14 protein-coding genes and 1 riboswitch are annotated in these 15,875 nt (G+C 59.5%); of the genes, 3 read left to right on the top strand and 11 right to left on the bottom strand.

What is annotated here, in order from left to right; genetic code table 11:
- Positions 1-159 precede the first annotated feature (159 nt).
- The 4 genes from ACQZ6D_RS10705 to ACQZ6D_RS10690 form a co-directional block, all read right to left on the bottom strand.
- Positions 160-1,770 carry an ABC transporter substrate-binding protein gene (locus ACQZ6D_RS10705; RefSeq protein WP_013761652.1) on the bottom strand — a complete coding sequence of 537 codons (1,611 nt, stop codon included), beginning with the start codon at positions 1,768-1,770 and terminating at the stop codon, positions 160-162.
- Between the two features lie 88 nt (positions 1,771-1,858).
- Positions 1,859-2,572: an HAD-IA family hydrolase gene (locus tag ACQZ6D_RS10700; protein ID WP_112199057.1), complete on the bottom strand. Its 714-nt coding sequence runs from the start codon at positions 2,570-2,572 to the stop codon at positions 1,859-1,861.
- 256 nt (positions 2,573-2,828) lie between these two features.
- Positions 2,829-4,202, bottom strand: a complete 1,374-nt coding sequence (locus ACQZ6D_RS10695) for an aspartate aminotransferase family protein (protein WP_003511070.1) — start codon at positions 4,200-4,202, stop codon at positions 2,829-2,831.
- Between the two features lie 14 nt (positions 4,203-4,216).
- Positions 4,217-5,053, bottom strand: coding sequence for a GNAT family N-acetyltransferase (locus ACQZ6D_RS10690; protein ID WP_112650779.1), 837 nt, complete (start codon positions 5,051-5,053; stop codon positions 4,217-4,219).
- Positions 5,054-5,377: 324 nt separating this feature from the next.
- On the opposite strand from ACQZ6D_RS10690, the gene ACQZ6D_RS10685 reads away from it, so the two are divergent.
- Together ACQZ6D_RS10685 and ACQZ6D_RS10680 are read left to right on the top strand one after the other, a co-directional pair.
- On the top strand, positions 5,378-6,046 hold the full coding sequence (locus ACQZ6D_RS10685) for a haloacid dehalogenase type II (RefSeq protein WP_003511068.1): 669 nt from the start codon (positions 5,378-5,380) through the stop codon (positions 6,044-6,046).
- A 14-nt stretch (positions 6,047-6,060) separates the two neighbouring features.
- Positions 6,061-7,335, top strand: coding sequence for an NAD(P)/FAD-dependent oxidoreductase (locus ACQZ6D_RS10680; RefSeq protein WP_448729916.1), 1,275 nt, complete (start codon positions 6,061-6,063; stop codon positions 7,333-7,335).
- Between the two features lie 270 nt (positions 7,336-7,605).
- Here ACQZ6D_RS10680 and ACQZ6D_RS10675 read toward each other — a convergent pair whose 3' ends face one another.
- From ACQZ6D_RS10675 to argE, 7 genes are all read right to left on the bottom strand, one after another.
- Positions 7,606-9,063, bottom strand: a complete 1,458-nt coding sequence (locus ACQZ6D_RS10675) for an NAD-dependent succinate-semialdehyde dehydrogenase (RefSeq protein ID WP_111795365.1) — start codon at positions 9,061-9,063, stop codon at positions 7,606-7,608.
- 15 nt (positions 9,064-9,078) lie between these two features.
- On the bottom strand, positions 9,079-10,122 hold the full coding sequence (locus ACQZ6D_RS10670; protein ID WP_025595562.1) for a tartrate dehydrogenase: 1,044 nt from the start codon (positions 10,120-10,122) through the stop codon (positions 9,079-9,081).
- Positions 10,123-10,135: 13 nt separating this feature from the next.
- Complete coding sequence (locus ACQZ6D_RS10665; protein WP_003511064.1) at positions 10,136-11,599, bottom strand: aldehyde dehydrogenase family protein; 1,464 nt, start codon at positions 11,597-11,599, stop codon at positions 10,136-10,138.
- Between the two features lie 29 nt (positions 11,600-11,628).
- Positions 11,629-11,817, bottom strand: coding sequence for a hypothetical protein (locus ACQZ6D_RS10660; RefSeq protein ID WP_236762994.1), 189 nt, complete (start codon positions 11,815-11,817; stop codon positions 11,629-11,631).
- Between the two features lie 89 nt (positions 11,818-11,906).
- Positions 11,907-12,263 carry a cupin domain-containing protein gene (locus ACQZ6D_RS10655; RefSeq protein WP_013761644.1) on the bottom strand — a complete coding sequence of 119 codons (357 nt, stop codon included), beginning with the start codon at positions 12,261-12,263 and terminating at the stop codon, positions 11,907-11,909.
- Positions 12,264-12,289: 26 nt separating this feature from the next.
- On the bottom strand, positions 12,290-13,213 hold the full coding sequence (locus ACQZ6D_RS10650) for a 2-hydroxyacid dehydrogenase (RefSeq protein ID WP_448729915.1): 924 nt from the start codon (positions 13,211-13,213) through the stop codon (positions 12,290-12,292).
- Positions 13,214-13,237: 24 nt separating this feature from the next.
- A complete protein-coding gene (argE, locus tag ACQZ6D_RS10645; protein WP_448729914.1) occupies positions 13,238-14,362 on the bottom strand; it encodes an acetylornithine deacetylase in 1,125 nt (374 codons plus the stop codon).
- Positions 14,363-14,573: 211 nt separating this feature from the next.
- On the opposite strand from argE, the gene ACQZ6D_RS10640 reads away from it, so the two are divergent.
- Positions 14,574-15,452, top strand: coding sequence for a GNAT family N-acetyltransferase (locus ACQZ6D_RS10640; RefSeq protein WP_448729913.1), 879 nt, complete (start codon positions 14,574-14,576; stop codon positions 15,450-15,452).
- A gap of 39 nt (positions 15,453-15,491) precedes the next feature.
- Positions 15,492-15,727: riboswitch (cobalamin riboswitch) on the top strand.
- Positions 15,728-15,875 lie beyond the last annotated feature (148 nt).

Genomic DNA, 15,875 nt, shown 5'->3' with positions numbered 1-15,875 from the left:
AGGCCCGATCGACCTGAAATCATCATGATCCAAATTATATAGCTGTAGCGAGATATCAGGCGAAAACCGCTTGTTTTTCAAAGTGTCGCTCCAGCTGTGGAGGCTTCCCGCACCGGCGGAAAGGTTGCCGGGCGCATCGGCGCCCGGCCCCTTGGTCTATCAGGCCTCGAGCCAGACGTATTCAGCAAACGCGTAACCCATCATGCCGCCGAGCGGATTGGCTTCCAGACCCTTCAGCTTGGAGGTGATGGCGTCGACATTGGTGATATAGGCGGGAATGATGGTGCCGGCTTCGTCGGCGATCATCTTTTCCATTTCGAAGTAGATCTGCTTGCGCTTGTCCATGTCCAGCATACCGCGTGCTTCGAGCATCATCTTGTCGAACTTCGGCGACTTGTACTGGCTTTCGTTCCACGGCGCGTCGGAGGCGTAAAGCAGCGAGAACAGAATATCCGGGGTTGGGCGCGGGTTGATGTTGCCGAAGTGAATAGGCGCCTTGAGCCAGTAATTGCTCCAGTAACCGTCCGAGGGAACGCGCTGCACATCCAGCTTTACACCGATTTCTGCGGCCGACGCCTGGATGATCATCGCCATGTCCACGGCAGAGTTTGCAGCATCCGAGGTGATGACCGGGATGGACTGACCGATAAGACCCGCTTTTTCAAAGTGGAACTTCGCCTTATCAGGATCGAAGGCCTTCGGCTTGAGGTCCGGATTGTGGTAGGGACTCATGGGCGGCACGGGCTGGTCGTTACCGACTTCACCGAGGCCACGCAGAGCCGCCTTGACGATCTGCTCGCGGTTGACGATCGACTTCATGCCGGCGATGAAATCGGCATTGTTGCCGGGCGTCTGGTCCAGCCGCATATTGAGGTTGGTGTAGTTGCCGGACGTTCCCTTTGACAGAACGATGCCTTCCTGCTTGTCGAGCAGGCGCAGCGAACGCGGATTGATAGCCGCTGCGAGGTGGATATCGCCCGAAATGAGGGCGTTAACGCGGGCATTGTCTTCGGCAATCGCGAAAAATTCGAAGCTATCGACGTGCGGACCACCCTGTTTCCAGTAATTGGTGTTTTTCGACATGATCGAGCGGACGCCGGGTTCGAATTTCTCCAGCTTGAAGGCACCGGTGCCGTTCCCCTTGGAGAAATCGGTCGCGCCATCGGCAACGATCATGAAGTGATGCAATGCCAGGATGGCCGGCAGGTCTGCATTCGCGTTTGCCAGCGTGATCTCGACGGTGCTCTTGTCGATCGCCTTGAAGCCGGTCATCTGGGCGGCGATCTTGGCGACCTTCGAACCGACGGCCGGGTCAAGGTGACGCTTCAGCGAATAGACCACGTCATCGGCGGTCAGTGCCTTGCCGTCATGGAAGGTGACGCCGGAACGCAGCTTCACGGTCCAGGTCTTGGCGTCCTTCGTTTCGATGGATTCGGCCAGCTCCATCTGGGGCGTGCCGGAAACATCGAGGAAGCTCAGCCGGTTATAGAGCGCGCAGCAACGAACGTAATCCGTCGAAAGCGAGGCTTTTGCGGGATCGAGCGTGTCGGCCGTGGAGGAGGACCAGCCGGCCGCCTTCAGCGTGCCGCCGGAAACGGGAGTGGCCGCCAGCGCCTGCGAGGCGCGGCCGAGAATGGCCGAACCGGCGGAAAGTGCTACGCCGCCGGCCAGCATCATGTGAAGCAGCTCTCGCCGCGTCGCGCCGCGACGGATAGCCTGTTCAACGGCGGCATCGTCAGAGCGGGTCCAATTTGTAATCCTGTCACTCATGGTCTTCCCCTTTTGTATGATTTGTTGAAATGGCATCTGCAGTAATTTTCGGTATCCACGCCCCAGTGCGCGTCATGCCACAGGCGGTTCAGCGGCCCGAGTGTCTCGTGGCCTCGGCAAGGCCGGCCATCGAGGTGAAGTGGTAGTCCGGTTCGGTAAAGTTCTCCGGCTCGATGGTGCCGCCATATCCCTTCTGGGCGTGGCGGCGCTCTATCCAGCAATTGGTCATCCCGAGTTTCCGTGAAATGCCGATATCGTGGTACTGGCTCTGCGCAACGTGCAGAATGTCGTCCTTCGATGCGCCTTCGCTTTCAACGAAGGCGAAAACCTTCTCGAAGAATGCGGGATCCGGCTTTTCCGTGCCGGTATCATCCGCTGTGAAAGCGGCGTAAAAGGGACTACCGAGTTCCTTCGAGAAATACTCGAAGGCCCAGCGCTGGGCGTTGGTCATGGCAATGAGACGATGCGTTTTTGCAAGCTCGGCCATCGCGGCACGACTGTCTTCAAAGCCTTTCCAGTTTTTTGCTGCGTCGCGCAGGCGCTCACCCAGAGCGCGCTCCGCCGGCAAACCGAGTTCCGGAGCGATGATCAGGTAGACGCGGACGAGATCGTCCGGAAAAAGATCGGTGGCGTCGGAGTAACGCGCCGCGCGGTAAAGGCTAAGCGCCTTTTCACCGTCGACGTCAACGCCGTTTTCAGCGCCGATCTGGATCAGGGTCGATTTCAAGCCACCTTCGAAATCGATGAGAGTTCCCACCACGTCGAAGCTCATATATTTGAAGTCGCTCAGTTTCTTGGGCAATGTCGGTCTCCGCTTTGCCGCGCAGAGCCCTTGGGAAGGCTGCGGCATTTTATTCTGTTCCCGGACGGGATCCTTGCCCCGTTCCCATTCTTGCTAACGCCCTTTTTTATGGCGTTTAGTGCTTTTTCTGTTGATAGTTTGGCAGTTCCAGCGCGCCGGATTCTCCGAAAAAGATCGGGTCTTCGGCAGAATATTGCGAATATGTGCGGCGTTGCGACATTTCGAGAAGGTGCCGCAACGCCATCCACTGTTCGCCTCAGGCCATGGCGGCCCGCACTGCCGGGTCCTCGAGCGTCTGGTCGAGGGTTTTCCGCGTCCGCTCTATAATGGCGTCGATCTCGTCATCGGTGCAACACAGCGGCGGCGCGTAGCCGAGGATGCCGTTGGCGAAGGCGCGCACGATGAGGCCGTTTTCCCAGGCGCGGTCAAAAACCTTGCGTGCAGGGGCCGCTGCAGCCGGCAGCGGGGTTTTCTTCTCTTTGTCGGTCACGAGTTCGATAGCGGCAAGCATGCCCCGGCCACGTACATCGCCAACCAGCGGATGGCTTCTCAATCCTTCCAGCCCGGCCATCAGCCGCTGACCGGCGCGCCGGCCGTTTTCCAGCAGCCCGCCCTCGTAAAGTTTCAGCACTTCGAGACCAACGGCGGCACTGACGGGATGGGCGGAATAGGTATAACCGTGCCCGACCGCGGCATCGCCGGCGAAGTCCGCTATTGTATCATAAACATGGTCGGCCATGAAGACGGCGCCCATCGGCACATAGCCCGAAGTCAGACCCTTGGCGGCTGTGATGAAGTCCGGCACGATATCTTCGTCGGCACAGGCAAACAGTGGTCCCGTGCGGCCGAAGCCGGTGATGACTTCGTCGGCAACGAAGAGAATGCCGTAGGAACGGCAGAGTTCTCGCATGGCCTTGATCCAGCCAGGCGGCGGCACCAGAACGCCACCGGAGCCCTGAATGGGCTCGGCATAAAAGGCGGCGACCCGCTCCGGGCCGATAGCCTCGATCTTGTCCTTCAGGATTTGCAGGGAAGAGGCGATGATGGCGGCGGGGTCGCTGCCGACCGGATTGCGATAGGCATAGTGAGACGGAATTTTGTGCTGCCAGTCGTAAGGCACGCCGAAACCTGCATGGAAGGCGGGCAGCGCAGTCAAGCCTGAACCGGCGGTGGTGGAGCCGTGATAACCCTGTTCGATGGAAATGAACTGGTCGCGCTGCGGCTGGCCTTTGGCGTGCCAATAATAGCGGATGAAGCGGATGGTGCTGTCCACCGCGTCGGATCCGCCAAGCGTGAAGTAGACGTGGTTGAGATCCCCGGGCGCGCGGTCGGCGAGTTCGGAGGCCAGGCGGATGGCGGGTTCGCTGCCAATGTCGAAATAGGCAGTGGCGTAGGGCAGTTCACGCATCTGCTTTGCCGCCGCTTCCACGATGCTGTCATGGCCATAGCCTGCATTGACGCACCAGAGGCCGGCAAAACCGTCGATCAGCTGGTGGCCGGTCATGTCGGTAATCGTGGCACCCTTTGCCGATTTCAGCACGCGAACGCCAAGCTTTTCATGGCCGCGGAAGGAAGAGACAGGGTGCACCAGATGGGCGCGGTCGAGCTCGATCAGTGAATTGCTTAACATGGGTCTCTCCGGATTCAGCCCAGCGCCTGGCTGGTCAACGCGAATGTTTTCAGTTTTTTGTCGGCAGAGGTTTCCGCCTTCGGCCGGCGCATGGCGATGCCGCCACCGACATGGGCAAGACCGTATTCGGCAAGCCAGGGACCGAGTCCCGTCTCGGTGGTGGTGTCTACGCGCAGGAATGCGCCGGGGCGCTCGGAAACTACGAAGGCAATCAAATCCTTTGCGATTTCAGCAGTTTCCGCGACAATCGGGCCGATGACTTCACCACGGCCAAAGGCGCGAAGGCCTGCAAAGCCCATGATGGCGCCATGCTTTTGAACCACCGCAAACCGTGCCCTATCCGCAAGCTCGGTAAAGAGTGCCGTACGATCCGCACCGAATGCCTGCGCGTCGAGTGCGGCAAGCTCGGCCGGTACAATCGTTTCTGCCCATGCCACGTTAGCGGGCTTATCGGCGGCCGTAGGAATTCCCTGGTGCTGACGCACCTCGCCGCATGCGACGAAACCCATCTTCTCATAGAGTGGGAGGCCTTCAGCGGTGGCGGTCAGACGGCACTCGCGATTTTCCGCAGCATCGACGACCGCCTGCATCAGCTTGCGTCCGAGACCACGGCCGCGCATGGCCTCGTCCACGATCACCATGTTGACGGTGGCGCAGGTGTCTCCGAGAAGCGTGGCCATTGCGGTTCCGACGACGCGACCGTTTTCGATAGCGACGAAACCCTTGCTCAGTGAAAGGACGAGCGCCCAGTCTTCCCGGCGGTGTGGCCATCCGGCCTGGCGGGAAAGCTCGACGGCGGCGTCGAGGTGTTGCGGCTCAAATTTCTGGATATCGATGAGGCTGGCTTGCATGGCCCAACTCCGTTTTATTCTTCATGTTCATTGATAGACCGGCGGCAAAAGAACATTGTCCCGACGAATGGCAAGGTTCGATATGTTTCACTGTTGCTTTTACCCGCCGCCGCATCTTATGCCGCACATCATCTGCTTCCATCCGCAGAACGGGGGTGGGCGGCGGCTTCCGGTTTTATCGCACGCAACTCTCTGCCAAACTGGCGGCTGCATACGCAACAATCTGCTTTCGCGAATGGCAATTGCAGTGCGTCGACCGGGCAAAGGCCTCTATGATCTTGTTATTGCAGCCACCACCCATCCCCAAGCAAGGACGACGACGACATGACCATCTTCCGCCCGAAATACATCACTTTCGATTGCCACGGTACGCTGATTCATTTCCAGATGGCAGAAGCTGCCCGCGATCTCTATGGTGATCGTCTGGGCGAGGCCGAGATGCAGCAATTCATCAAGGACTTCTCTGCCTATCGCCTGGACGAGGTCATGCATGACTGGAAGCCTTACGCCGAAGTTGTCCATAACGCCCTGTCGCGCACCTGCAAGCGCAACGGTGTGGCCTTCAAGGACGAAGATGCGGTAATGGTTTATGAGCGCGTTCCGACATGGGGTCCGCATGCGGACGTTCCGGCCGGTCTGGCGAAGGTTGCCAAGGAAATTCCGCTGGTCATTCTGTCTAACGCCATGAATTCGCAGATCATGTCGAATGTGGCAAAGCTTGGCGCGCCGTTCCATGCTGTCTATACCGCCGAACAGGCGCAGGCCTACAAGCCGCATTTCAAGGCTTTCGAATATTTGTTCGACATGCTCGGCTGCGGCCCGGAAGATATTCTGCACGTCTCGTCCTCCTTCCGCTACGACCTGATGTCCGCGCACGATCTCGGCATCAAGAACAAGGTCTGGGTCAACCGCGGCCACGAACCGGCAAACCCCTATTACGGTTATACGGAGATCTCCGATATTTCCGGTCTCGCGGGCGTCGTTGGACTGTAAGGAAGGACCGGATCATGAAGCTCGTCTCCTATTGGCACGACACGGCGCCCCTGTTTGCGGGGGCGGCGCAAGGTCCTGTCGAAGGCCATTACGATGTGGCCGTCATTGGTGGCGGCTTCACGGGTCTGGGTGCTGCGCGCCAGCTGGCAAAAGCGGGCGCGCGCGTGGTTGTTCTTGAAGGACAGCGCGTCGGCTGGGGTGCTTCCGGGCGCAATGGCGGTCACCTCAACAACGGGCTGGCCCACTCCTACCTCTCCGCCAAGGCGGAACTCGGTAAGGAGCGCGCCATCGTGCTCTACAAGGCGCTGGATGCCTCGATCGACACGCTGGAAAGCCTGATCGCCGAGGAAGGGATCGATTGTAATTTCCGCCGCGCCGGCAAGCTGAAAATGGCTTCGAAACCGCAGCATTTCGAAAGTCTGGCGAAGAATTTCGAGGCTGTTCATGCCGAGGTGGATCCCGACACGGCGCTTCTGTCGGTTGACGATCTCAAGGCGGAAATCGGCTCTCCCTTTTATGGCGCCATGCTGTCCAAGAAGAGCGCTATGATGCATATGGGCCGCTATGTGGCCGGCCTTGCGCAGGCTGCCAGCCGCCATGGTGCGGTCATCTTCGAAAATGCGGCGGTGACGAAACAAACTCAGAACGGCAAGACACACACGCTGGAAACGGCGCGCGGCAAGGTCACTGCCGATAATGTTCTTGTGGCAACCGGCGCCTACACGCCCTCCGGCTTCGGCTATTTCCGCCGCCGCATCATCGCAGTCGGCAGTTTCATCATCGCCACGCGGCCGTTGACGGATGCCGAGATCAAGGCGTCCGTCCCGGGTAACCGCACCTACGTCAACACCATGAATATCGGCAATTATTTCCGCCTCGCACCGGACAACCGGTTGATCTTCGGCGGCCGCGCGCGCTTTTCCACGACATCGGACCAGCGTTCGGATGCCAAAAGTGGCGCGATCCTGATGGATAGCCTTCACCGCATATTCCCGCAGCTTGCGCATGTGCCGATCGATTATTGCTGGGGCGGACTGGTTGATATGACCAAGGACCGTTATCCCCGCGCCGGTTTCCATGACGGCGTCTGGTACGCCATGGGCTATTCCGGCCACGGCGCCCAGCTTTCCACCCATCTGGGCATGATCATGGCTGACGCCATTCTGGGTCGCCCGGACAACAACCCCCTGAAGGGGATGGACTGGCCGGCGGTGCCTGGCCATTTCGGCAAGCCCTGGTTTCTTCCCTTGGTGGGGCTTTATTACAAGATGCTGGATAAGATTCAGTAGCGCGTGAGTTCATTTCTTCATCATGCCGGACTTGATCTGGCATCCAGCCACTGCGCGCCTGCACGGTGAATAGTCTTTTACGATCAATGACGTGATCGCGCTGGACCCTGGATCTGGTCGGAGGTCACGACACGTGAATGCCGTGGCTTTGCCAAACCAATTCATGCCTCCGGATTTTTCTTCCACCCCTGGAAATGCTGCATTTTCAATTTCGCACCAAAAAAGAAGGGCCGCAGAGCGGCCCTTTAGGCGGGGAGAAAGAAACAGTCTTCAGGCAAGCCCACCGATGTGGAACGTCTTCATTTCCAGATATTCCTCGATGCCGACCTGTGCGCCTTCGCGGCCGAGGCCGGATTGCTTGACGCCGCCGAAGGGGGCGACTTCGGTGGAGATCGCGCCGGTATTGAGGCCGACCATGCCGAACTCCAGCGCCTCGCCCACGCGCCAGGCGCGTTTCAGGCTTTCAGTGTAGAAATATGCGGCAAGGCCGAAGGGAGTGCCGTTGGCGATCGCAATCGCCTCCTCTTCCGTCTCGAAGCGGAAGAGCGGGGCGACTGGCCCGAAGGTCTCTTCGCTCGCCAGCCGCATGGCGGTTGTTGCGCCCGTCAGCACCACCGGTGCGGTATATTGCGAACCTTCAGGCAGATCATGAGGCTTGGTAATGATCTCGGCGCCCTTGGAAACGGCGTCATCGATATGCGCGCGGATTTTTGCGATTGCCGGCTCATTGATCATCGGACCGATGGAAACACCTAGCTCCGTTCCGGGTCCGACACGCATGGCATCGACGCGATCAGCCAGTTTTTTCGCAAACGCATCGTAAACGCTCGCCTGAACGAGAATGCGGTTGGCGCAGACGCAGGTCTGACCGCCATTGCGGAATTTCGAAACGAGCGCGCCTTCGATGGCGAGATCGAGATCTGCATCGTCGAATACGATGAAAGGGGCATTGCCGCCGAGTTCCAGCGACAGTCGTTTTACACTGTCGGCCGCACCGCGCATCAGCAGCGAACCGACACGGGTAGAGCCCGTGAAGGAAATTTTCCGCACCGTCTCATTGGCCATGATCTCGTTGCCGATCTCCGTCGGCATGCCGGTGACGATGTTGATGACGCCAGCCGGAATGCCTGCACGTTCGGCGAGAACGCCGAGCGCTAGGGCCGAATAGGGCGTGAATTCCGAGGGCTTGATGACCACGGTGCAGCCAGCCGCCAATGCAGGTGCGACCTTGCGGGTGATCATGGCGTTCGGGAAATTCCACGGTGTGATGATGCCGCAGACACCAACCGGCTCCTTCAGCACCACGATACGGCGATCCGGCGTCGGAGAGGGAATGGTGCCGCCGCTGATGCGTCGGCCTTCTTCCGCAAACCACTTGACGAAGGATGCTCCGTAACGGATTTCGCCCTTGGCCTCTTCGAGTGGCTTGCCCTGTTCGATGGTCAACATCAGGCCGAGATCGTCGATGTGTTCGATCATCAACGCGAACCATTTTTCCAGAAGCGCCGCGCGCTCCGCGTGCGTTTTCTTCTTCCACGGCCCGAAGGCAGCGTTGGCGGCTTCGATGGCCGCGCGGGTTTCCACGCTGCCCATATCCGGCACGGTGCCGATCACCGCCTGCGTCGCCGGGTCGATCACGTCGACCGTCCTGCCTGATGCGGCCGCTTTCCATGCGCCGCCGATCAAACCCGTTTGGCGAAAGAGTTCCTTATCCTTCAAGCCCTGCATTATCTGTCTCCGAAATCAGTCGAGAGCCGCGAGAACTGCGGCAGTTATTACGTCTGTCTTGTCCTTGCCCGGCACGGTGCCAATGCCCTGGCCGGTCGCCTTTTCCAGCGCCGCCATGACCCGCCTGGCCGCATCCGCCTCACCCAGATGCTCCAGCATCATGGCGCCGGACCAGATGGCGGCGATGGGGTTGGCAATGCCGAGATGGGCGATGTCAGGGGCCGAACCGTGCACCGGCTCGAACATGGAGGGTGCCGTGCGGTTGGGATTGATATTGGCGGAGGCGGCAAAACCCAAGCCGCCCTGAATGGCTGCGCCGAGATCGGTCAGGATATCGCCGAAGAGGTTTGAGGCGACCACGACATCAAGGCTTTCCGGTGCCATCACCATGCGCGCCGCCATGGCGTCGATATGGTAGCTGGAAACTTCAACATCCGGATATTCGGCGGCGAGCTTTTGCGTCACCTCGTCCCAGAACACCATCGAATATTTCTGGGCGTTTGATTTGGTGACGGAAGCCAACTTGCCGCGACGCTTTTGCGCCTGCTCGAAGCCGAAGCGCAGGATGCGTTCCACGCCCTTGCGGGTGAAGATGGAGGTTTCGACAGCGACCTCGTCTTCGGTGCCCTGATGCACGCGTCCGCCGGCACCGGAATATTCACCTTCGGTATTTTCGCGGATGCAGAGAATGTCGAATCCATCCGCTTTCAACGGTCCCTGCACGCCGGGCAGAAGCCGGTGCGGGCGGATATTGGCGTATTGCACAAAAGCCTTGCGGATCGGCAGAAGCAGGCCGTGCAACGACACCGAATCCGGCACCTCCGCTGGCCAGCCGACCGCGCCCAGCAGAATGGCGTCGAAGCCGCGCAGGGTCTCGATGCCATCCTTCGGCATCATCGCGCCGGTCTCCTTGTAGAAGGCGCAGGACCAGGGGAATTCGGTGCCTTCAAGCGCAAAACCGGAGCTTTTTGCTGCGGTGTTGAGAACCTGCCAGGCGGCATCAGTCACGCTTTTGCCGATGCCGTCTCCGGGAATGAGTGCGATGCGATGCGTTTTCAAGATGTTTCCCCTGTTACAGTCCGATCAGGACGCTTTTGCTCTTGCGGTTGGCGAGATAGGCCTCCCGTCCGAGATCCTTGCCGATGCCGGAACGTTTGTAACCGCCGGTCGGCAGGATATGGTCGCGGGAGCGGCCATAACGGTTGACCCAGATCGTTCCTGCCTGGATGGCGCGAGACAGGCGCATGACGCGCGAGATATCGCGGCTGAAAAGACCCGCGGCAAGACCGTAGGTCGGATGATCGGCGAGCGCCAGCGCCTCTTCTTCCGTCTTGAAGGTTTGCAGGGTCAGCACTGGCCCGAATATCTCTTCTGTGACAGCAGGGGAGGTCTGGTCGACATTTGCGATCAAGGTCGGCTGGTAGAAATAACCCGGACCGTCCATGATCGCGCCGCCCGTCAGGCATTCGCCGCCATGGGCGACAGCCGCCTGCACGATGCCGTCAATGCGCTGGCGCTGCACTTCGGAGATGATCGGCGAATACTGTGTTGCTTCGTCCCAGGTCGGGCCGGGCTTCACCGTCTTCATGCGGGCGATGATTGCGGCGGAAAGCGCCTCTGCGACACTCTCTTCAACGATGATGCGCGAGCCGGCAACGCAGGCCTGCCCGGCATTGGACAGAATGTTGCCGGCGATCGCGGCGGCGGCTTTTTCGATATCGGCGTCTGCAAAAACCAGCTGCGGACTTTTGCCGCCCAGTTCCAGCGTCATGGGCTTGACGCCGGTACGCGCGATATTTGCCATGATGGCCGAACCTGCTGCCGTCGATCCGGTGAAGCTGACCTTGGAAATTTCGGGATGGCCGGTGATGGCATTGCCTGTCACTGGCCCGTCACCCAGCACGATGTTGATAAGCCCGGCGGGCAGCCCTGCCTTGATGGCCAGTTGCGCCATGAAAATGCTGGAGAAGGGCGTCATCTCCGATGGCTTGAGCACCACGGCATTGCCGGCTGCGAGTGCCGGGCCAAGCTTCCAGCCCGCCATGGACACCGGAAAATTCCAGGGCGTAATGGCGCCCACGACGCCATAGGGCTCGGTCATGATCATGCCGACGCTTGTATCGTCGGTCGGCACGAGATCACCGCCCTCCTTGTCCGCAAATTCGGCAAAGAAGCGGATCTGTTCTGCAGTGACGGCGATATCGCCGGCAATCAGGTGGCCCACGGGCCGGGTTGAGGAGAGCGCCTCGATTTTCGCCAGCGTCTCGGCTTCCTGCTCGATCAGGTCTGCCCAGCGTTGCAGCACCCTGGTGCGCTCACGCGGGCGCACGCCGCCCCAGTTACTGCTCTTCAGTGCGGCTTTGGCGGTTTGCACCGCCTCATCGACAAGTGCCGCATCCGCCTTCGGGCAACCGGCATATTCGATGCCGTCCGAAGGACGATGCATGTCGATGCCGTTTTTAGCCGGGATCAGCCGGTCGCCGATGAAATGGCCGATCGGCAGGGACAGGCTGTCTGGATCGAAGCTGAGCGTCATGGATGATCCTCTGTGGATATGCGCCAAAGCTACTCCCTGATGGCAAGCAGCATCGACCGACTGCGGCGGGGGCGGTGAACGAAAATCCTGTTTTGCTGGTGGCCCACAGCGCAATCTTCGGCGGGCAGGAAGACCGCGCCGAAAACCTTGCGGCGGGTCCGATCGAGGGCCGTAAATCCGGTCGAAAGGCATCCGGGCAGGATACCCATGTAAACCATGGCTGGCATCCGCCTGCGGATTGCCAGCCATCGCTTTTCTCAAAAATGCCTCTCCATCAGCCGGGATGCCAGGCATGCTGTTCGGCAAATCATCCGTTCACGGTCACATAGATCTTGCGCACGGTTTCGATTGTCTTCCAGACGCCAACGAAACCGGGCTTCATGACGAAGCTGTCGCCCGCCGTGTAACGCAGCGGCGCGCCGCCCTCCGGTGTGATCTCGATAACGCCTTCGAGAATGTGGCAGAACTCGAATGTCTCGCCCTTGATCGAGCGGCTTTCGCCGGGGGTCGCTTCCCAGATGCCGGTATGCACGGTGCCATCACGGGCTTCATCTAGCGGCCAGGTTTTGAACGACGGGTCGCCGGCGATGAGGCGTTCGGGCAGGGCCTTGGAGGCTTTCGGTTCAAAGGCGGGATTGGTGTCGATGGTCTTGAGGAGAGACATGGGTGTCCTTTCTTGGAACGGTAGGATCAATATCCGCGGCTACGGTCAACGAGGCCGAGCGGTTCGAGACCGGATTCGTATCGTTTGATATTTTCGACGACGGTGCGGGCAGCGGAATGGGGCTGGGTGACGCTGGCAATATGCGGCGTCAGGAGAATTTTCGGATGGGTCCAGAAGCGGTGGTCTTTGGGCAGGGGCTCCGGATCGGTAACGTCAATCACCGCACCTGAAAGCCTGTCGCTGTTGAGTGCATCGAGCAAAGCGTCATGATCGAGCTGTTTGCCGCGCCCGGCGTGAACCAGAGCAGCCCCTTCGGGAAGCATCCCCAGACGCTCGGCGTTCAGAAGCCCCGTGGTCTCGTCGGTGAGAGGCAGCAGGCAGACGAGAATATCGCTGGTGGAGAGAAGGGATTTGAGGCCGTCGTCGCCATGATGGCAGGTGACGCCATCGATCTGACGCTGTGAGCGGCTCCAGCCGGAAAGCGGAAAGCCGAAAGGTTTCAGCCGCTCCAGCGCCGCAACGCCCAGCATGCCGAGGCCGAGAACGCCCACCCGGCACTCTTCCGCCTGACGCTGGGGCAGGGCATTCCACAGTTGCTGGCGCTGCTGGTTTAAATAGACCGGCAGGTTGCGGTAGAGGGAAAGTACGCCGAGGCAGATATATTCCTGCATCATGCGGATGATGCCCTCATCCACCATGCGTACGACCTTTACCGTCTCAGGGATCGCCTCGATGTGAAACTGGTCGACACCCGCGCCGATCGAAAACAGGACTTCGAGATTGCGGTAACGGGCAATGTCCTGCGGTACCGTCCAGGTGATGAGGTAACGGACTGCGTCGGGATCGACAGTTGATGCATCCATCGAAAACGGCAGATCAGGCAGTTCTGCAGCTAGAGCCTGCCGGAAAATCTCGCCGCGCTTGGCGTCGGAATTGAAGAGAAACGTCATCTGAAATCTATGCTTCCCGAAGGTTCAAGCCGTACAGTGGATTGCGAGTGTTTCCAGCATCGACTGGCAGGCCGATAGTTCGCCCGTCGTTATGAACTCGTCCGGCTTGTGGGCGCGACCGATATCTCCTGGTCCGCAGATGATGGCGTCGATGCCCGCCGCCTGGAACAGCCCCGCCTCCGTGCCGTAGCTGACGGCGGCGAGACAGGGGGTGCCGGTCAATTCCTCCAAAAGCAGAACAAGCGGAGCATTGGCTGCAAGCGAAAGCGCCGGATAATCGCTCATAGGCGTCCATTCGATATCGACACCCTTTGCTGCAAGAGCCTCGACGCTTGCGCGAACCGGCCCGAGCAGTTCAAGCGGCGATGTGCCGGAAATCGCCCGCGCTTCCAGCTCGATGGCCGAGAAATCGGGGATGATGTTGATCGCCTGTCCGCCCTTCATCGTGCCGATCTGCAGCGAGGAATAGGGTGGCTCGAAGGTCGCTTCAAAAGGGCCTTTCGTCAGCTCATGTGCCGTCTCCACGGCCTTTGCCATGATGCCGGTCATCAGGTGAATGGCATTAACCCCCTGATCAGGGCGGGATGAATGGCCGGAACGACCACGGATGGTAATGCGAGCTGCTGCTTTACCCTTGTGTGCACGAACCGCCCGCATATTGCTGGGCTCGCCGATGATTGCGCCCGCCGGTGCGGCGCAAAGTTCAGGCAATCTGGCGAGAAGATGCGGAACGCCACGGCAACCCGCCTCCTCGTCATAGGAAAAGGCGATATGCACGGGACGTTTCAGCGCCATGCGCGAAAATGCAGGCGCCGCGGCGAGAACCGTGGCCAGAAAACCCTTCATGTCGGTGGTTCCGCGCCCGTAGAGACGATCATCTTCCGCCCGCAGTGTAAAGGGATCGGAAGACCATTCCGGCTCGCTGGCGGGTACGACATCCATATGGCCGGACAAAACATAGCCGGCGCGATCGGCCGGGCCGAAGGTGGCGAAGAGATTGGCGCGGTCGCCCTCCGGTCCCGCAAGCAGAGATACTTTCGCGCCGTGGCTTTCAAGATAATCGGCGATCCAGCCGGCAATATCGCCATTGGCGGTTCCAACGACCGACGGGAAACCGACGAGACGCTCAAGGATTTCGATTGCGTTCAATGGTCGTCTCCGCTGACCGGATTGTCATCCCGAAAGCTTAGAATGGACTGCGACGTTTATCTGCTGAAATGCGAATGATTTCGGTAGATTGTTGTGACCTTCCAGTGCTTTCAGAAAATTCGTGCTGGCGTAACCGGCTACCGTCGGATGTCGTGGGCTAGGCCGGGACCGGATGAAGGTTGTGAGCCGTAGGGGATGAGGGCCGTTGGTTATGGACCTGCTCAAAGTCGATAGTTTCGAGCTGCGGACCGTGGATATCGCGGACGTGGATGCCGATCATCTGCATGCACTCTCCATGGCCGTCGGATGGCGATATCACGCGAATGAATGGTGTTTTCTGCGGCAATGCGGCGTGGGTCTCGCTGCGCTCGATGAGATCGACCGTGTTGTCGCAACCGCGATGCTCTTTCCCTATGATCAGGGGTTTGCGACGCTTGGCATGGTCATTGTTTCCCCCCGTTTGCAGGGGCAGGGCGTAGCACCATGGCTTGTGCAGAAACTTGTCGCGAAATTCCCCACTGTCTCCCTGCGGTTGAACGCGACGGGAGCGTCGCGGCGGTTGTTTTCAAGGTTGGGTTTTGCCGGTGATACGGAAAAAGTATATCTGTTCCGGGGAAGGGCGAATTGCCTTTTCGAGATACCGCCGCCCGGCAGAAAACAACGAATAGAGCCGTTATCCGCAGGTCATCTGACTGATGTGGTGGAACTAGACCGGGCGGCTTTTGGCGTTTCGCGCCGGAACGTTTTGCAGCGACTTTTGACGCAGAATGCGGGTTACGGTGTGTTTGAGGCGAACCGTCTTACCGCTTTTGCGCTGCGCCGTGCGGCAGGGCGGGGCCACATTATCGGTCCGGTCGTTGCGGGTGCGGACATGGATGCGATTGCGCTTGTGAGGCGGCATTTTACCGATCTGGACGATGAGCTGGTGCGTCTCGACACCATCAGCGACAATAGTCTCTTTATTGATTTTATTGCGCAATCCGGGCTGGTGGTGATTGAAACCCTTACCACCATGTCCAAAGACGCGCCGCAACCGGCGCCTTCCGGCGCTACAAAAATTTTCGCGTTGGCGGGTCCGTCTTTGTGCTGAGCTGCGGCACTATCGCAATTGACGCCCCGGCGCTTGCCCCTTATGTCAGAAAGCGACGGTTCCTGAAGCCGAAGGGCCAAGGGATTAATAGGGAACATGGTGCGGGTGATTTCTATCGCCCAATGCCGTGGCTGCCCCCGCAACTGTAAGCGGATTGCCGCTCATCCTCGTGACGCCTGAAAAGCGTCATGCCACTGCACCCTTCAAGGTGCGGGAAGGCAGATGAACGGCGTATATTCGTGAGCCAGGAGACCTGCCGTCATAATATTGACCATCGTTACGGGCGGGGATGCCCGGAAGAGGAGCTGATTATGACCTTTCCGTCCGCGGAAACGTATTTAGAGTCCCGTTCTCCATCTCCACACTTGTTGTCGCTCTGTCACTACGCGTTTTGACGCGCGGCCTGCGGATCACGCCACTTTA

This window comes from Agrobacterium sp. 22-3639C2 (assembly GCF_053522105.1).
Note: the sequence above shows the minus strand (reverse complement) of the source record. Positions and strands in the feature narration are given on the sequence as shown.

What these genes read in the sequence shown, in the direction of transcription:
- ACQZ6D_RS10665 (WP_003511064.1), bottom strand. Translation starts at nt 11,599, where the DNA reads ATGACGCTCAGCTTCGATCCAGACAGCCTGTCCCTGCCGATCGGCCAT.
- ACQZ6D_RS10640 (WP_448729913.1), top strand. Translation starts at nt 14,574, where the DNA reads ATGGACCTGCTCAAAGTCGATAGTTTCGAGCTGCGGACCGTGGATATC.
- ACQZ6D_RS10650 (WP_448729915.1), bottom strand. Translation starts at nt 13,213, where the DNA reads ATGACGTTTCTCTTCAATTCCGACGCCAAGCGCGGCGAGATTTTCCGG.
- ACQZ6D_RS10705 (WP_013761652.1), bottom strand. Translation starts at nt 1,770, where the DNA reads ATGAGTGACAGGATTACAAATTGGACCCGCTCTGACGATGCCGCCGTT.
- ACQZ6D_RS10690 (WP_112650779.1), bottom strand. Translation starts at nt 5,053, where the DNA reads ATGCAAGCCAGCCTCATCGATATCCAGAAATTTGAGCCGCAACACCTC.
- ACQZ6D_RS10655 (WP_013761644.1), bottom strand. Translation starts at nt 12,263, where the DNA reads ATGTCTCTCCTCAAGACCATCGACACCAATCCCGCCTTTGAACCGAAA.
- ACQZ6D_RS10685 (WP_003511068.1), top strand. Translation starts at nt 5,378, where the DNA reads ATGACCATCTTCCGCCCGAAATACATCACTTTCGATTGCCACGGTACG.
- ACQZ6D_RS10660 (WP_236762994.1), bottom strand. Translation starts at nt 11,817, where the DNA reads ATGGTTTACATGGGTATCCTGCCCGGATGCCTTTCGACCGGATTTACG.
- ACQZ6D_RS10675 (WP_111795365.1), bottom strand. Translation starts at nt 9,063, where the DNA reads ATGCAGGGCTTGAAGGATAAGGAACTCTTTCGCCAAACGGGTTTGATC.
- ACQZ6D_RS10680 (WP_448729916.1), top strand. Translation starts at nt 6,061, where the DNA reads ATGAAGCTCGTCTCCTATTGGCACGACACGGCGCCCCTGTTTGCGGGG.
- ACQZ6D_RS10695 (WP_003511070.1), bottom strand. Translation starts at nt 4,202, where the DNA reads ATGTTAAGCAATTCACTGATCGAGCTCGACCGCGCCCATCTGGTGCAC.